Raw genomic sequence first — 18,436 nt, forward strand, 5'->3', positions numbered from 1 at the left:
ATGTAGATTGTATTGCATTTCAACAAACAAGTATACCCCATCATGTATACCTATTTGTAAATCTAAAAATACCTAAGGAATCAACACTGAACTATATTCGCCTGTAATAAAGGCAAGATTCATAATGACATTTAAAAGATATATCATGAAATATTTAATTGCTATCATAGCTATCTTACTGACAATGAATTCGTGTCAGACGCATTCAAAAAAATCAAAAGAATTTAAACTACAGTTGGGTAAGGTTGCCCAACATTCTATATTTAGCGGCGGCGATACCATAACCCATTGGGGAGGCTCATTGGTAAAAGGTGAAGATGGTCTTTATCACATGTTCTACGCTCGATGGAAAAAAAATTTGGGATGGGCTTGGGTTACCCATTCTGAGATTGCACACGCTGTGTCCGCATCTCCCTTTGGCCCTTTTAAACATAAAGACATTGTGCTTCCAGCCCGAGGTGCAACATATTGGGACGGTTTGTGTACTCATAATCCCACTATTCATAAGTTTGATGGAAAATATTACCTATACTATATGGGAAATACGGGCGATGGAATAAATCCCTGTGTGCCAGGTAAGTTAAAGTACAACTGGAAACACCGTAATAATCAACGTATCGGCGTAGCTGTAGCTGATAATCCCAATGGTCCCTGGAAACGCTCTGATGCCCCCTTAATCGATGTAAGCTCCGACAGCACAGCTATGGATGCTTTATTGGTAAGCAATCCCTCCATTACCCAAGGTCCGGATGGAGCCTACTTGATGGTATATAAAGCGGTTGGAAAAAAGAAGAAAGGAATAGCCGGTGGACCTGTTGTTCATTGTGTTGCTACTTCCGATAACCCTACTGGACCATTTAAAAAATATGATTTTCCGGTATTTACAGCCGAAGGTCATGACTTTCCGGCTGAAGACCCTTCTATTTGGTATCAGGATGGAAAATATAGAGCCATCGTAAAAGATATGCACGGCGCATTTACCAGTGCAGGCCAAGCATTGGTGCTATTTGAGTCAAACGACGGTTTCCACTGGAAATTGGCTTCTAAACCTTTGGTTTCAAAGCTTGAGCTAAATATGAAAAACGGTAAACATTTAAAATTAAATCATTTGGAACGCCCCCAAATATATAAAGAAAATGGTCAAGCCATTGCCTTACTCTGTGCCGCTGATACGATTGATTCAAAGGGGGTAATACATGCATGGAATGTTCAAATCCCATTAAAATAATAAATCATGAAAAAAAATATTTACAGAAGTTTAATATTGATCATTGGCATACAGGTCATTGGCCTAAACATCCATGCCCAACTACCCTCTTCAATTGATACTACGCAAAATTGGTTCCTCTCGTGGAGCGATGATTTCAATGAGGAAGATCCACAATTAGATAATAAATGGGAAAGTCAGAATGGACCAAGTGGGCATATTTTATGTAGCCGCTGGAGAGAGAATGCTGTTGTAAAGAATGGTGTTCTTGAACTTCAGGCCAGAAAAGAAAAACGAGGGGGACAGGAATGGACTGCAGGAAACATCTGGACCAAAAAACGCTTCAAATACGGGTATTTTGAATGTCGTTACAAATATGCGGCAGCTGAAGCCACCAATAATTCATTTTGGTTAATGACCAAAGGTAATGAACCTACTGAAGGAAAAAGATTTGAAATCGATATAAACGAAGGACATTATCCCAACGAGGTAAATACCAATATTCATCAATGGTCCGACATAACCATTGACAAGCAAGGAAAAAAAACACATTATTCCTACCATAAAGGTTTTCCTTTTGGGGCAAAACCAGGTTATTCTATTCAACTGGAAATTCCCATATCTGTCAAGAAAGTCAGATTGACATCCAGAAACCATGCACGGTTTAACATAGGCGAGTTCCGCGTTTATGGAGTAAATGATGGTAAGTACCCCGATGTGATGTCACCCACAGCCCACAAAGACATAGCCGGATTAAAAAATTTAGCTTCAGCAGAAAATGTAAAAATCACATCCAGCGGTTCATATAAAAACAATCAGTCAGAAAATAAACTGACAGATGGTAATCCCAAGTCTGCTTGGAGCACCCAAGAAATGGGTGAAAAATGGGTCCAATTTGAATGGGATGAAGACATCACAATCGGATGTATTCAATTTTTAAATGGATGGCAAGACAAACATAATAATTGGCACGGCCTAATGAGTAATTATCAGTTACAGTACTTCAAAAATGGTAAATGGATAGATATTACAGAATTGGATGTGACCCAGAGTTACAATTTTGCAGAAGAATTTCACACCTATGGCTTATTATGGAATGAAAAAGAAATTATTTTTTATTTTGATGGAAAAGAAATCCGAAGAGAAGTTAACTCCTTCTGCTATAGCGAAACACCTATATGGTTAAGCTTGGCAATTATCCCTTGGTCTGGCCCGGTGACCGATGCCATAGATGGTACAAGCATGAAAGTTGACTATGTAAAGTATTATCAACAAAAATAAACAAGCATGAAACGAGCCATACTAAAGTATTTCTCACACAGGAGTATGATTAGTTTTGGTGAGTTCCATATGGCCTTTAAAAGAAAATTATAAAGCTATGAAAAACTTAATGATCATAACAATAACCTTTTTGTTTATTGCATGTAACACCACTCATAAAGAAAAAACAAAACAAATTCCAGATTATAAGATAGAATTAGGTAAAGTAGCCAGACACGCAGTATTTAGTGGAGGTGATACCGTTAGTCACTGGGGAGGATCAGTGGTTAAAGGAAAAGATGGGCTTTACCACATGCTATACGCACGCTGGCCTAAAAAAATTGGCTGGGAATGGGTAAATTACTCAGAGATCGCCCATGCAATTGCAAAATCACCCTTTGGCCCCTATAAGCATGTAGGAATAGCTTTACCAGAACGAAGCACCGATTATTGGGATGGATCTGCCACCCATAACCCTACGATACATAAATTCAATGGGAAATATTATTTATACTATATGGGAAACGTTGGCGACAAAAAAATTGTTAGTGTACCCGGCAAAGCTCGTATCAACTGGACACACCGAAACAATCAACGTATTGGTGTGGCGGTTGCTGATGATCCCAGTGGTCCTTGGAAACGCTTTCCTAACCCCGTACTGGATATCACGCACAACGATTCAACAGCCCATGACGCTTTAATGACTTCCAACCCCTCTGTGTGCCAAATGCCGGATGGAAAAATACTAATGATATATAAGGCCGTAGGAAAACAATTTTCTCTTCCTCAAGGAGGACCTGTGGTTCACATGGTAGCTATTGCAGACAATCCTACTGGTCCATTTACCAAATATCCCAATCCAATATTTTTAGAAGAAGGGGTGCGTTTTCCAGCCGAAGATCCCTATATCTGGTATGCTGACGGCAAATATCGTGCTATCGTCAAATATATCCAACACCAAGGTAAAAGACGCATCTTTTCACTCGTGCATTACGATTCAACGAACGGTATCGATTGGAAAAAAGCAAAAAACTTTCATATCTCTGATCGTACAGTAACCTGGCAGGATGGTACCACTCAACAATTCGATCATCTGGAACGTCCTCAGGTATTGATCGAAGACGGAAAACCTATTGCTTTAATTTGTGCGGCAGACATCTATGATGAAAATTATGTACGTCAATCGTTTAACATACAAATTCCCATCATCATTAAAAAAGAATACCCTAAACAATAACCCCCATGAAACTAAAAATGATTATAATTCTTCTGAGTATCCTTTGGATTGATTTGCATATTTCGGCACAGAAGAAACCAAATATACTTTGGATAAACTGTGATGATCTGGGTCGTGAATTAACTTGTTATGGCAATCCTGATGTATATACTCCCAACATGGATCAATTGGCTAAGGAGGGAGTGCTCTTTAAAAATGCCTATTCCAATGCATCGGTATGCTCAGCCAGTCGCTCATCTCAAATAACAGGCATGTACCCCAGTACCATCAACTGTTTAAATCATCGAACAGTAGACAAACAACCCCTACCCGATGGTATCCTTCCGGTGATGGAGATATTTAGAAGAGAAGGCTATTTTTGCACAAACGGATGGGCGCATGCCATGAATCAAAAAGGCAAAGAAGACTACAACTTTGCAGGCCACGATTTTTTTGACGGCACAGACTGGAATCAACGTGCCCAAGGTCAGCCATTTTTCGCACAAATACAGATACATGAACCGCATCGTACTTTTGTGAGAGATCAAGAGAACCCTGTCAACCCCGATAACCTAACATTACCTGGGTGTTACCCGAACCATCCGCTCTTACGTGCCGATTGGGCCATGTATTTAGAGAGTGTTCAAACCGCCGATAAAAGAGTAGGCTATATACTCAAGCGACTAAAAGAAGAAAACTTATTAGATAATACCATTATCTTTTTATTCGGTGATCATGGCCGCCCACACCTTCGCGATAAACAATGGTTATACGAAGGCGGCCTCCAAATTCCTCTAATAATCCGATATCCCCATAAGGCAAAAGCAGGTACCCAAAGAGAAGATTTGATTAGCCTGATAGATGTTACTGCCAGCTCTTTGGCATATGCAGGTATTGATATCCCCAAAAACATGCATGGAAAAGACATCCTTGGTGGAAAAAAACGCAACTATGTATATGGTTTTAGACAACGCTGTGGAGATGCGGTGGACAATATTCGCTCCATTAGCAACGGCCATTATAAATTAATATGGAATCGTATGCCAGCGCTTCCTTATATGCAACTCACATCATACAAGAAACTACAATATCCAGCCTTTACTTTGTATAAAATAATGGATAAAAATGGAGAACTAAAAGCGCCATATAACCAGTTTATGGCAAAAAGCCGACCCGAATTTGAGCTATATGATTTAAGTAATGACCCCAATGAATTAAATAATATTTCGAACAACCCAAACTATCAAAATATACTAAAAAAACTACGCAAAAAACTACAAAACACCCTGATAAGCATTGAAAATAACACAGTGCAAGAATCGCCCCAAGCAACAATTAAAGCAAAACAAGGCTCTCATTTATTTCTGCTTAAAGGATTGAAGAAAAAAGGATTACCAGAAGATGCCAGCGATGAAGAAATTCTTCAACATTGGGAGAAGTGTTTACTAAAATAAGAGCACGATACAACCATAGTATCGTGCCCTTATTTTAACTTAAAAGATAGACTAAAACCCGGATAGATGTATTAGAACTTTGTAATGAGAATTAAAAATACTTGATTGGAAGCAATTTTAATTCACAATAAATTCCTAATGCATTCTTTGATTTAAATCTTTAAAAATCGAAAAGACTGCATGTGTGTTTTCCCATTAATTTTTAACACATAAATACCTGGTAGCAGATCTTCCACAATAAATGCCTTATTAGAATCAAATAATTTCACCCTCTGCCCCGCAATATTAATAACTTCGGCATAAGAATAAATATTCAGATTTTTTACTTTTAATTCAGATTTAACAGGATTAGGATAGACATAAAGTTCATCTGCACCATATTCCTTTACTGCAACATCTTGATGAATAGTCACCACACTAAAATCAGCATACCGTCCATCCGCTGTTGTAGCCCAAATTTTAACATGTCCTTTTTTTATCGGTGTCACCAATCCGTTTACATCAACGGTGGCCACTTCCGGATTCTCCGACTTCCATATGATTGTTTCTCCGTTGAAGTCAGCGTTTATAACAGAAGCACTCAACTGAACTGGAGCTTTATCGCCTATATCAACAACTGAGGGAGCTATTTTAACAACTTGCACTTCATCTCCATCCTCAATAGTACCACGATAAAAACCGGTCCCTAAGGTCGCTAACCACATTTTTCCTGGGTTCAATATATCAAATTTCACATCTTCAATTTCTTGAGGTATCACAATATTCTTATTGCTTTTAGCCCAAGTTTTACCCCGATCTCTACTAACATACACACCTGGATTTTTTGACATAAACTTACAAGTTACAACAATCAGGTTATGATCAAATGGCGACACATCAATACATTCTGTACCCGGATACTCAAAAATCTGCGTCCAGTTATCTCCAAAATCATCCGTATACCAAACACCAGCTCCGGCACCTCTGTACCCTGTTGTAATATACATACGATTGGTATGATCTATCTCAATAAATTGAACACCTTTCACCTCTGGTGGAGTATTCACCTTAGTCCAACTAACTCCTCTATTGGATGAATGATACAAGCCTCCTACAGCTTGAGGCAGGTCGTAGGTGAACTCGTAATTTTCTGCCGCTACAAATAAAGATGCCATAGAATAATCGCGCGGATCAAATTTAATATCATTAATTCGAGCTGGAGAAGGTAAACCGTTGTTACTTTGATGAAAAGTTTTACCGTAATCATCAGAATAAAAGAAACCTCCCTTTGTACTTTTATTGGCATCCACTATTTTAGTAATACCCAAATACATAAATTGGTTTTCTATGGGGTCAATAGTAAGCCCATTGGTATAAAAATCATCTAACCACTTATTGGTTGCTGGTGTTGCAACGCCATAGTTTTCCCAATGCTCACCGCCATCGATACTCCTAAATATGTTCTGCTTATTTTCTTGTCTATTGGAGGTGGCATAGACTATTTTTGCATTGTAAGGATCAAATGCAATATTACTCACTGTAGGCTGTGTACTACTCACAAATTTAATAGCCTGTCGTTCATCCGGACTATCATCCACCGGGATCCACAAATTATGTTCCCCTGAACCCAAAAGCGTTGTTTCATATCGTCGATCCTGTGCAATAGTCAAAGCTGGCAAATTACTGTTTCCATGCCCCACAATAGCTCCTGACGGAGTATAATCTTCATCCACCTGTTTCCATGTAGCACCGTGGTCAGTACTTAACATCGTACTGTGGTCAGAAATAATCATCACACTACCATCCACTCCCACATCAAGGCCTCTAGTGGAACGTAATGCATAATCACTGCCAAACCGCATATGTGGGGATGCGTGACCAACCTCCATATTCTCATTCCAAGGATTACCTCGTTCTTCCCAATAGTCTTTATCTTTCTCCCAGCTATCTTCATATAACCGAGCCGTATTAATCCACTTGGCTCCATTATTACTTGTTGTCCATACACGACCAGGCATAATAGAGTTCGCCACCTGGGGATCGGCAAAGCCAATATACACCGCACCCTCACGACTAGGATCTGTGCTGAGCATATTAAAATATTGCAGAGCACTGGTTGGCAATTCCGGATAGGTAGATTTAGCTTCACTTTCAGAAATGCCAAACCACATGGCTATATACTTATAATAATTAGCTGGTACACCTCCTGATAAACGATTAATATCCAAACCTAAGTCCCCATTCATATTTATCCACGTTACTCCTTCATCTTCAGAACGGAAAACACCACCGGTACACAAAGTCGTATTGCCGTTTGCCAAGTACTGAACCTGATCGATGACATATAACAGAAAATTACCACTTACTTCATCATAATAGTAATCCATATCCATGATAATATCATTGTCCAACTTACCATCCGAAATATGTATCCAACTGGATCCTCCATTATCAGATTTATAAACCCCATAATTAGAAGATGCAAAAACCTGTTGTGAATTTTTGGGGTTAACGATGATACGACCTATCTGGGCCTTAGGATCCAGACCATTATTTACTAAAGACCAGCTTTCTCCACCATCTGTTGTTTTATAAAGTTTTCCCTCATAATCTGAACTTTTACCATGAGGATTTGCCGCCGTCACATCCTGATAGCAAGACATCCAATCTTGTCCACGTACATTTGTACCTCCGGCCACAAACCATACATCAGCATTATTAGGATCGATCGCGACTGCTGCCACTTTCCTTTTCCACCCCTCTTTATCACTTCCGTCGGTATCTAACTTATACCACAAACAATTGGGAACCACCCTAAAGGTGCGTCCCGTATCATTTGACACCCATAACTCCGATGTAGCTATGGCTATAGCCAACTTAGGATTACTCATCGAGTACTCTATATCTAACATACGCCCGAAAGAACCATCTCCATCGGGATCAACTGTACTATACCAACGTTCGCCATTATTATCACTTTGGTAGTGATTCCACATATCCTGACAAAAAGCTACCTTACCCGGAATAGTTGGATGGTAACGTAAAAGGTTGGCAAATCCGGAATTACCTGGTGATACTTGCTCCCAAACAATGGTATTCCCTGATTCTACGCGTTCATTTTTCAACTGATCCCAAAACTGAGAATAAGTATGCGACGATTGAAACACGAGAAGGGTGCTCAAGATAAACCACAGCATCCTATTTCCTGCTTTCATTTTTAACTTTCGATTTTTCATTTTTCTGATTTAAAATAACAATGCTAAAATTGATAAAATACAATGCTAAACACGGTGACATTTTAGAAGAAAAAGGTGGGTAATAATTGTCTAACCTCTCAAAACGGCTATACTTTTACTGAACAAGAAGACGACTAAGCTATTTATGCTGCTTTTTATTTTCTTGAGCATATACAACAATAGGGTAAACAAATTCATAATATAATTCCTTACTTTTATGGAACCATAGGAAACAAATTAACAGGAGACTTGATTGGCAGCAATTTTAATTTGTAATAGATTTTCTAATGCATTTTCCGGGTTCAACATAAATTATATCATTGTATTTCATTATACCATAAGCACCATACTATGCTAAACCATTTTTTAATACTCGCCCTTATTATTCTCATGTCAGCGCAGAACTGCCTGACACAAAACACAAGCATAAAACATGACAGCTGGTACGATATGCAATTTGAGTTAGCTGATTCTTTAGAAAAGGAAGGACTCCCACGGGAGGCAGCCAATGTTTACGATGTGATTTTCGATCGTGCTATACAAGATAAAAAGTATATCGAACAACTCCGTGCCATAGACAGCCGTATGGTAAACCAATACCATTACGAAGAAAATGCCTTGGTAAAGGTTATTCATCAATTAAAAAGCGATACAAAAAACATGGACTTTCCAGTCAACCAAATCGCTCATTCTATACTAGGAAATCTATATTGGCAATATTATCAACAAAACCGATGGAGAATACACCAACGTACTACCCTACAAAAAGATGCAGGAGATAACCTGGAGACTTGGGATCTAAAAAGAATCATCAGTGAGACCATTCTCGAAATAAACTATTCCCTTGAAAATCCTTCCCGATTATATGAAACCCCCATAGATACTTTCAAATATTTATTACAAGGAGATTCTACTACCCGTAAATACAGACCCACCGTACTTGATTTATTGAGCCATCGCGCCCTAACTCTTTATGCTAATGATGAAACCGGTTTAACATCTCCGGCCAATGTATTTTCAGTATGTGATCCATGCTTGTTTAGTTTATCCAGTGATTTTGTTACCCAGGAGTTAACAAGTAATGACTCTCTTAACCTGATCTTTAAATCTTTGCAAATATTCCAACAATTAACACACTATCACCTAAAAAACAAAGCATATGAAGCACTGCTTGATTTAGAATTAAACCGCCTGAACTTCGTTTATAACAAAAGCACACACCAACAAAAAGATTTACTTTACAAGACCTCCTTACTAAAACTTAGTGAACAAAACTCCAACCCGGATATGAAAATAAGGGTACAGTACCAACTGGCTTACTTCTTTTATACGCTGGAATCCGGAGGTTCCACCAATTATTATAAAAAAGCCAGCCGCATATGCAAGCAGGTACTTCAACAATACCCCCATCATAAACAAGCCACCCTATTTACCCAATTACTTCAAAAAATTGAAGAGCCATCACTATCTCTCCAGTCAGAAAAACTATTAACTCCTGATGTTCCTAATCTGGTAAAAATCAATTACAAAAACCTAGACACCGTTTATTTTAAAGTGTATAAACTGTGGTCAAATGATCTTAAAGAAAACCGTATTTCTCAACTCAACAAGTTAGATTATTACCAACAAAAAACAGCTATTTTAGAATGGTCACAAATAATACCTCCTATAAATGATTATAGGACACATCAAATAGAAGTTCCAATAAAATCGCTGGAAAAAGGTTTCTACACCATCATCGCTTCAGATAATAAGGATCTAAAACAAGGCATTAACGCCATTGCTACGCTCAATAATTCAACCCACCTACTGTTACTAAGCAAAACACTTAACGACAACAAAATACGTTACTCTATATATAATAAACAGACAGGAATGCCCACCACAAAAGCAAAGTTGCAGATTTATAAAAGTGAATACGACAATAAAGATAGAAAGTATAAAAATACGCTGACTGACGAATTATTTACCGACAACAATGGTTATGTTGATTATAGAGATAACAGCTCCTACTATAGGAGAAAAGCTTTGGTTGTTTCATACCAAGGAGATACGCTAATCCTCTGGGATTACAACAGCCATAGAAAACCGCACATCAGTGCTGCAAATCGTAAAGCGATTCTGTATACCGACAGAAGTATCTACCGTCCCGGACAGACCATATATTTTAAGGGACTCATGCTGGATATGCATGGGGATACATGCAGCATCATCGCTAACAAGTCAAATAAGGTAAGCCTCCACGATCCCAATGGACAAGAACTTGGTAACCTACAAGTAAAAACCAATGAATATGGCACCTTCAGTGGCTCTTTTACTATCCCAACCGGACTCTTAAATGGTCGTTTCAGCTTACGCTGTAACTACGCCTACCAAACAATTAGGGTAGAAGAATACAAACGTCCCACATTTGAAATCAACTATCGCCCTATCACCCATACTTATGGCTTTAACGACTCAGTTAAAATAAAGGGTTCTGCAAAAGCATATGCAGGCTACCCCATCAGCCATGCCCAAATATCCTATCGTATTAGTCGAAAAACAGAATCACGTTGGCAATGGTATCATCATCACTTTGAACAAGAAGACAAGGTAATATCCGTTGGAAACACAACAACCGATAAAGACGGGGATTTCACTGTTGCCTATTTCACGGCCGACCATGATATTAAAGACAGAAATCAAATATATGCCTATCATTTAACAGTTGATATAACCGATGACAGTGGCGAAACAAAAACAGCCACACATATCTTACGGGTAAGTCAATCTCCTTTGCTCATCAAGGCAAATTTACCAGATGTGATTTTTAACTATGCTATACCTGCTTTACAAATAGAAACCAACAATATAAATGGAGGCAAGGTAGATGCAGATATGTGTATTTCCACCACGCAACTAATAGCCCCTCAGCAGCTATTGTTTAATCGTGCATGGGAAACACCCGATCAATTTTTATATGAGGAGGAAGAATTTAGGCGTCTCTTCCCCAACAGGGTTTATAAACAAGAAAACGATCCTAACAATTGGAAACAGGGCAAAACAGTTTTTACATCTTCCCACAAAAGTAACGCCGACAACAAAGGCTTACAAAAAGCACTCTCTAAACTTAATCAAGGCTACTACTTAGTTAAAATAAGCGCTAAAGACAGTAATAAACAGGAAGCTAATTGGCAAAAAATAATACATGTTATCTCCTCTAAACCACAAATGCCATTGTGTTTAAAAGATTGGATTATTCCTGTTAAAACAAGTGGTGAACCAGGTGATATAGCTGAATTTTGGGTAGCTTCATTAAATACCGAAGCCCCCATACGTTATGAATTATTACATGGCGACAAAGTGATTGTGTCTAAAGATTTATGGCCTGGAAAAAAAGTGAGTAAAATAAAAATCCCTATTACCGAAGAATACCGGGGTGGCTTCGCAGTACAATTTGCCCAAGTAGCACATGGACAAGCTTTTACATCACTTCAAGAAGTAAGCGTTCCCTATACCAACAAAAAATTGGACATTTCTTTTATTTCATTCAGAAACAAACTGTTACCCGGAGAACAGGAACAGTGGAAACTCAGCATCAAAAACAAAAACGGTGAAAAAGAAACCGCCGAAATGATGGCCACTCTTTATGATGCCTCTTTAGACGCATTTGCACCTTTAAAATGGCAAAGCGATTTTATAAATATCAAAAACCATAGCTGGCACAAATGGAATGCTTATCTGACACAGCGAATAGCCAATACTTACTATATTTCAACCAACATCTTGACTTTGCGCAACCAAGTTAAAGTATACGAGACACTGCACTTAAGATATCCTTACTACGGAACTTACAATTCCCATTACCAACACAGTGCCATCGCCTTCAGGAAACAAAGAAAAGAAGCACTTGCAGGTACCGTGTCAGCAAAACAGGTTGAAGAAATCTCCATAGTTGACGATGATATAGAAATGGAGGAAAATTTGATTTTGGACGAAGAAGAAACCATACCATCCATAAGTCTGGAAAAAAAAGAAAATAAACTTCTTCTTCCGTCCATCGCGACGCGTAAGAACTTCAACGAAACAGCCTTTTTTTACCCTCACTTACAAACCAATGAAAAAGGAGAAGTGAGTATAGACTTTACCATCCCAGAATCCTTAAGCCGCTGGAATATGAAGGGCTTTGCCCATACCAAAGATTTTAAAACCGGTAGCATCAGTCAATCTTTGATTACCCAAAAAGATGTATCTATACAAGTAAATACGCCCAGATTCCTCCGGGAAAATGATACGCTTTATTTTGTTGCCAAAATAAATAACCTTAGTGAAAACACCATTAATGGTAAGGCATATATACAGCTTTATAATGCCATCAACAATCAGGCAATCGATTCACTTCTATTGCTATCTGATGTAAAAATACCCTTTTCCATAGCAAAAAAGCAAAGTCAAGGTGTACGCTGGAAGCTGGTGATCCCAGCGGGTATACAAGCCGTTCATTACAAGGTGATGGCACAAGCTGATAAACACAGCGATGGCGAAGAAAATATTTTACCGGTATTGGTCAACAGTCTGTTAGTTACCGAAAGCCTGCCCTTTATGTTGAGACCCAATGAAATAGCTAGCTATCGCTTCGATAAAATGGTAGATCAATCTTCCAGCACTCTTCGCAACGAATCGTACACCATTGAATACACCTCTAACCCCACATGGTATGCCATACAAGCAATGCCCTACCTTATGGAGTATCCTTATGAGTGCGCAGAACAGGTATTTTCCAGATTTTTTGCCAACACCCTCTCCTATAAAATCATCAACAGCTCACCTCGTATTCGTGAGGTTTTTAAAACCTGGGAAACAATCCAACCGGATGCCCTAAGTTCTAATTTAGAGAAGAACCAGGAGCTGAAAGAATTACTCATTCAAGAAACCCCCTGGTTACGAAATGCACAAAATGAATCAGAACGTAAGAAACGTCTTAGTCTGCTCTTCGACCTAAATCAGATGCATCATCAGATGCAATCTGCACTACATAAATTAGAAGACAAACAAACCAACAATGGTGGATTCGCATGGTTCCAAGGAATGCCGGACAACAGATATATCACCCAACATATTACCATGGGTTTGGCTCAGCTACAACACTTACATGCCATTGGTTCCAACTACAATCAAAAGGTAAACCATATAATATCCAAAGCAATAAAATACCTGGACGAACGCATTATTGAGGACTACCAACACTTGCAAGAGCAAGAAAAAAAAGGAATACTGAAGATGGATGATGATCACCTAACAAATATTCACATACATTACCTTTATTGTAAAAGTTTCTTTTCCACAGTTGAACCTAATCCTTCACTAAGCGAAGCTTACAAATATTTTTATCATCAGGCTAAAAAATATGCTCTTACAAAAGATATCTATTCTCAAGCTATGATTGCCATTACATTAGAGAGAAACCACGACAAAAAAGTTGCTCAACAGGTGGTGAAATCACTCAGTAATAGGGCTATCCGCTCCAAAGAAATGGGTATGTACTGGAGTAATAACCGCAATAGCTACTATTGGTACCAGGCTCCCATTGAAACACAAGCTATGCTTATAGAAGCCTTTCACGAAGTAAGTCATGATACCACTGCTATTGAGGAGATGAAAATATGGCTGTTACGCAACAAACAAACCTCCGACTGGAAAACCACAAAAGCAACTGTAGCCGCCTGTTATGCACTAATATTACAAGATAAATACCAAATGAACAATACCTCACCTCTACAGCTTACTGTGGGAGGAAAACCACTAGAGGAATTAAAAAATATACTTGCAGAAGCAGGTACGGGCTATGTGAAAACAAGCTTTACGGGCGATGAAATAAAACCTGATATGGGTAAGCTAAAAATACACAATACCCATAACGGTGTTGCATGGGGAGCTGCTTATTGGCAATATTTTGAAGAGTTGGACAAAATTACTTCTGCCCAAACAAACCTAAAAATAACCAAAAGACTTTACGTAAAAGAATATGCAGAAACAGGTGTATCACTAAAGGAAATACAAGCAGATTTACCCATAAAAGTAGGCGACGAGGTGGTAGTGAGAATAGAAATATTTAGCGATAGAGACTATGAATATATACATCTAAAGGACATGCGGGCTTCTGGTTTTGAGCCAATGAGCACAGTATCTCAATATAAATATCGTGATGGCCTGGGTTATTACGAGAGCGTTAAAGATGCCTCGCAAAACTTCTTTATTGACCATATGCGTAAAGGTGTTTATGTGTTTGAATATAGTTTAAGAGCTGTACATGCAGGATACTTCTCTAACGGAATAACCACTATGCAGTGTATGTATGCACCGGAGTTCAGTGCCCATTCCAAAGGGCTAAGAATAAATATAGTAAAACCATAATACAGAGGTATTATAGTTTACAAAGCGAGAATAATACGGGGCAGTGCCAAAAGTTGGGAATAAATGTTGTTTATAGTTGTCATGCAAATATTTTTGTTAATCTGAACAAGAAGAACTTTTCATCAACAACACCTCTGAATTGTCTTCTGAAATCCTTTACTTTTGCATTGAAAGATTCTGCTGCAGCATAGGTACTTCCGTAATCTAGTGGCTGCAAGAAAACGACCGTTTTTTCTGTCTTTGATAAGAAAGCTTCAAAGACAAGGCTTTCGATATTTTTGAAACCAAGGAGTTTACTGATTGTAAATAACTGTTTCAAAAATGAGAATAACGCAGTATTTGGAGTTTTCTTGCAAAGACTATCTAATTGAGAGCAATGTTTCTAACTTATTTGATTATTTTCTTTGCTTTTGAAACTTCCGTTAATGTCCTTTTTACTCGGGAAAGTATATTTTAAAAGGTCCTCATGATCAGGCTTCGCCGAATTATTCGGGGAGGTTTGTTTTCAAAGACCCTCATGATCAGGCTTCGCCGAATTACTCGGGAAGGTATATTTTTAAAGGTCCTCATGATAACTTCGTTATTGTCATTGCCATAAAAAGGACCCAAAAGGTCTAGAATAATAGATCACTATCTGCCCGCATCGACCAACCCAAATGATGTATTAGAACTTCGTTATGAGCATTGAAATGGCAATAAAAGAAGGCTTTTCTGAGACGAGGCATAACAGAGCCTAAGATGAGAATATCAATATGCTTGTAACTTAAAAATAATCATCGTTTTAGAGTGAACTATTTTTTACTTCGTACTTGGTATATTGCTTGCTTTTAATATTTCCATATATGTCCTTTTTATCATTGCCATAAAAAGGACCAAAAAGGTCTAGAACAATAGATCACTACCTCCCCGGCATCAGCGAACCCAAATGATGTATTAGAACTTCGTCATGAAAATTAAAAGTGCAATCAATCAAGAACTTGTTGAGATGAGGCATAGCACCAGCTATGGTGAATTGAAACAAGTTAGCGGGCGACTTGATTGGCAGCAATTTTAATTCGTAATAGATTTTCTAATGCAGCTTTTGGGTAATAATTCCGTCCGGCACACACTTCTTTCGCACTAGGCCAACCGCACTACCACCTCAAGTGCGCCCAGGAAAACTTCTCGCCAGCGCCGGCCACGGCTATTGTTCTGGCCAACCCTGTAATCGATTTGTTGGAGGTTGGGTATATAAATGGGAATTATCCATTCATTGAGAGTTATTGAATATGGTTTTTATAATTGAGAACTTCTATGTTTTACTTGAATGCATTTATTAAATTGGAAATATTGATTCTGTATAGAGAGGATAGATTGATTCTTTTGATACACACCTTGCTCTTGCTGCTTATTGATATGTTCTTTTTACTCGGGAAGGTTTATTTTCAAAGGCCCTCATGATCAGGCTTCGCCGAATTATTCGGGAAGGCTTGTTTTAAAGGTCCTCATGATAACTGCGTCATTGTCATTGCCATAAAAAGGACCCAAAAAGTCTAGAACAATAGATCACTACCTGCCCTACAGCGACCAACCCAAATGATGTATTAGAACTTCGTCATGAGCATTAAAATGGCAATAAAAGAAGGCTTTTCTGAGACGAGGCATAACAGAGCCTAAGATGAGAATATCAATATGCTTGTAACTTAAAAATAATCATCGTTTTAGAGTGAACTATTTTTTACTTAGTACTTGGTATATTGCTTGCTTTTAATATTTCCATATATGTCCTTTTTATCATTGCCATAAAAAGGACCAAAAAGGTCTAGAACAATAGATCACTAGCTCCCCGGCATCAGCTTCCCTTTCCGTCCGGCACACACTTCTTTCGCACTAGGCCAACCGCACTACCACCTCAAGTGCGCCCAGGAAAACTTCTCGCCAACGCCGGCCCCGGGGCTATTGTTCTGGCCAACCCTGCGGTCTTTATTTTGATAGTTGGGTATTTAAATGGGGATTACTTATTGATTGAGAATTACGAAATATGGTTGTAAATAGAAACTTTGTACCATCAAATTTTCGCAATTGAAAATCATCATTTGTAAAGACAAAAATAGCCTTCATCTTTAAGTTGCAAAACAGAAACGAAGAAGGCTATGAATAAAAACAAAAAAATTTTTATGTGGTACAAAGTTAAAGAATTATCATCACAAGGACTAAACCAAAGTCAAATCAAATTAGAGTTGGGTATCGACAGGGGAACTGTACGTAAATACCTTTCCATGAGCGTAGCACAATTTCTAGCATGGATTAGTACTCCACGGCGAATGCCAAAAAACTAAATGAGTATTATAATTTTGTCAAAGAATTACTGGAGAGAGGCCCCTATTTATCAGCAGCTCAGATTGAAGATAGATTAAAAGAACATTATTCTGATCTGCCGAATGTAAGTAGTAAAACAGTCTATAATTTTGTTCAAACAGTAAGAAAGGAACAAAATATACCCAAACATAAAGAGAAACTTCCACGCCAATACGAGAAGCTTCCCGAAACAGAATATGGAGAAGAGGCACAAGTAGATTTTGGATCATACCGAATGCTTAGTAGTGGAAGTGGCAGAATTAAGATTTACTTTTTTACAATGGTACTTTCCCGTTCCCGGCAAAAGTTTGTTTACTGTCAACGAATACCATTTACTACAGAGACAGCAAATTATGCACATGAACTGGCATTCGAATATTTTGAGGGAATCCCCCGTCGAATAATCTACGATCAGGATCGTGTTTTTGTAAAAGATGAAAATCTTGGCGATGTTCTTCTTACTGATGGATTTATGCAGTTTACAAATGCACATCCCTTTGAGGTAATATTTTGCAGAAAAGCTGACCCTGAAAGCAAAGGAAAAGTTGAAAATGTAGTAAAATACGTAAAACACAATTATCTGAAAGGAAGAGTATTCCAAGATATTGACAGGTTGCAAAAAGAAGTTTTACAATGGCTTGATCGCACTGGAAATGCGAAGATACATGGTACAACCAGGCGTATTCCAAAGCAAGAGTGGGAAAAAGAAAAGCAATACCTGCTGACTTATAGTGGAAAACCGGAAAAACCATTTTTAAACTTGCCGATATATCCTGTGAGAAAAGATAACACGGTACTTTATCGAAGTAATTACTACAGCTTGCCTTTGGGTACATATCAAGACAGGGGTGCCAATGTTTTACTGGAAGAAAAAGAAATGAAGCGTTTCTTTTATACGATTGATAACCAGTTGCTGGCCACACATGAGCTGTCTTTAGATACAGGTCGGATTATAAAAAATAATGACCATGCAAGGGAAAAGTCAAAGACTCTGCAAAAAACCTATGAGCTGGTTTTTGAAAGCTTAAGATATATTCCTCAAGCCGAACAATATTTGGCAGCAATAGAGAAAGATAAACCCCGGTATTTTCATGATAATCTCCGAGTTATACAAAAGAACATTGAAAGTTCATCTCAGGAAATAATCAACTTAGCCCTGCTTTACTGTTATGAAAATCAGATACTAAATGCCAATCGTTTCGCCGAAGTTCTGAATTATTTTGAAAATGAGCAAGCTCTAAAGAATGTAAAACACAATGTTTGTATAGAAACCGGCAATCTGAATAAGCAACAAAATGCTGATATGCAACCTCAGAAACGTGATATCAATGAATATGAATCAATAATGAATTAG

9 protein-coding genes are annotated in these 18,436 nt (G+C 38.2%); 7 read left to right on the plus strand and 2 right to left on the minus strand.

What is annotated here, in order from left to right:
• The first annotated feature begins 145 nt into the window (after nucleotides 1–145).
• From CYTFE_RS0108465 to CYTFE_RS0108480, 4 genes are all read left to right on the plus strand, one after another.
• Nucleotides 146–1,228: a glycoside hydrolase family protein gene (locus CYTFE_RS0108465; protein ID WP_027471455.1), complete on the plus strand. Its 1,083-nt coding sequence runs from the start codon at nucleotides 146–148 to the stop codon at nucleotides 1,226–1,228.
• A 6-nt stretch (nucleotides 1,229–1,234) separates the two neighbouring features.
• Nucleotides 1,235–2,488, plus strand: a complete 1,254-nt coding sequence (locus tag CYTFE_RS0108470; RefSeq protein ID WP_052343091.1) for a family 16 glycosylhydrolase — start codon at nucleotides 1,235–1,237, stop codon at nucleotides 2,486–2,488.
• Nucleotides 2,489–2,585: 97 nt separating this feature from the next.
• Nucleotides 2,586–3,704 carry a glycoside hydrolase family protein gene (locus CYTFE_RS0108475; RefSeq protein ID WP_027471457.1) on the plus strand — a complete coding sequence of 373 codons (1,119 nt, stop codon included), beginning with the start codon at nucleotides 2,586–2,588 and terminating at the stop codon, nucleotides 3,702–3,704.
• A gap of 5 nt (nucleotides 3,705–3,709) precedes the next feature.
• Nucleotides 3,710–5,137, plus strand: a complete 1,428-nt coding sequence (locus tag CYTFE_RS0108480; RefSeq protein ID WP_044214034.1) for a sulfatase family protein — start codon at nucleotides 3,710–3,712, stop codon at nucleotides 5,135–5,137.
• A gap of 152 nt (nucleotides 5,138–5,289) precedes the next feature.
• Here the strand turns inward: CYTFE_RS0108480 and CYTFE_RS0108485 are convergent, their stop codons facing one another.
• Nucleotides 5,290–8,352, minus strand: a complete 3,063-nt coding sequence (locus tag CYTFE_RS0108485; protein ID WP_027471459.1) for a VPS10 domain-containing protein — start codon at nucleotides 8,350–8,352, stop codon at nucleotides 5,290–5,292.
• A gap of 351 nt (nucleotides 8,353–8,703) precedes the next feature.
• Between CYTFE_RS0108485 and CYTFE_RS0108490 the strand changes: the two genes are divergently transcribed.
• Entirely contained in the window at nucleotides 8,704–14,745 is a 6,042-nt protein-coding gene (locus CYTFE_RS0108490) for an alpha-2-macroglobulin family protein (RefSeq protein ID WP_081735948.1), read from the plus strand.
• Nucleotides 14,746–14,824: 79 nt separating this feature from the next.
• Here the strand turns inward: CYTFE_RS0108490 and CYTFE_RS31860 are convergent, their stop codons facing one another.
• On the minus strand, nucleotides 14,825–15,064 hold the full coding sequence (locus tag CYTFE_RS31860) for a hypothetical protein (protein ID WP_244880317.1): 240 nt from the start codon (nucleotides 15,062–15,064) through the stop codon (nucleotides 14,825–14,827).
• Nucleotides 15,065–16,901: 1,837 nt separating this feature from the next.
• Between CYTFE_RS31860 and CYTFE_RS28585 the strand changes: the two genes are divergently transcribed.
• Complete coding sequence (locus CYTFE_RS28585) at nucleotides 16,902–17,063, plus strand: hypothetical protein (protein ID WP_154665637.1); 162 nt, start codon at nucleotides 16,902–16,904, stop codon at nucleotides 17,061–17,063.
• Between the two features lie 299 nt (nucleotides 17,064–17,362).
• Nucleotides 17,363–18,436: a transposase gene (locus tag CYTFE_RS25675; RefSeq protein ID WP_052343093.1), complete on the plus strand. Its 1,074-nt coding sequence runs from the start codon at nucleotides 17,363–17,365 to the stop codon at nucleotides 18,434–18,436.

The sequence above is a fragment of the Saccharicrinis fermentans DSM 9555 = JCM 21142 genome (genome assembly GCF_000517085.1).
Classification (GTDB): domain Bacteria; phylum Bacteroidota; class Bacteroidia; order Bacteroidales; family Marinilabiliaceae; genus Saccharicrinis; species Saccharicrinis fermentans.

Bases quoted from the DNA above. Each gene is read 5' to 3' on its own strand.
- CYTFE_RS0108480 (WP_044214034.1), top strand. From the start codon at position 3,710: ATGAAACTAAAAATGATTATAATTCTTCTGAGTATCCTTTGGATTGAT.
- CYTFE_RS25675 (WP_052343093.1), top strand. From the start codon at position 17,363: ATGGTACTTTCCCGTTCCCGGCAAAAGTTTGTTTACTGTCAACGAATA.
- CYTFE_RS0108475 (WP_027471457.1), top strand. From the start codon at position 2,586: ATGAAAAACTTAATGATCATAACAATAACCTTTTTGTTTATTGCATGT.
- CYTFE_RS0108465 (WP_027471455.1), top strand. From the start codon at position 146: ATGAAATATTTAATTGCTATCATAGCTATCTTACTGACAATGAATTCG.
- CYTFE_RS28585 (WP_154665637.1), top strand. From the start codon at position 16,902: ATGTGGTACAAAGTTAAAGAATTATCATCACAAGGACTAAACCAAAGT.
- CYTFE_RS0108470 (WP_052343091.1), top strand. From the start codon at position 1,235: ATGAAAAAAAATATTTACAGAAGTTTAATATTGATCATTGGCATACAG.
- CYTFE_RS0108485 (WP_027471459.1), bottom strand. From the start codon at position 8,352: ATGAAAAATCGAAAGTTAAAAATGAAAGCAGGAAATAGGATGCTGTGG.
- CYTFE_RS0108490 (WP_081735948.1), top strand. From the start codon at position 8,704: ATGCTAAACCATTTTTTAATACTCGCCCTTATTATTCTCATGTCAGCG.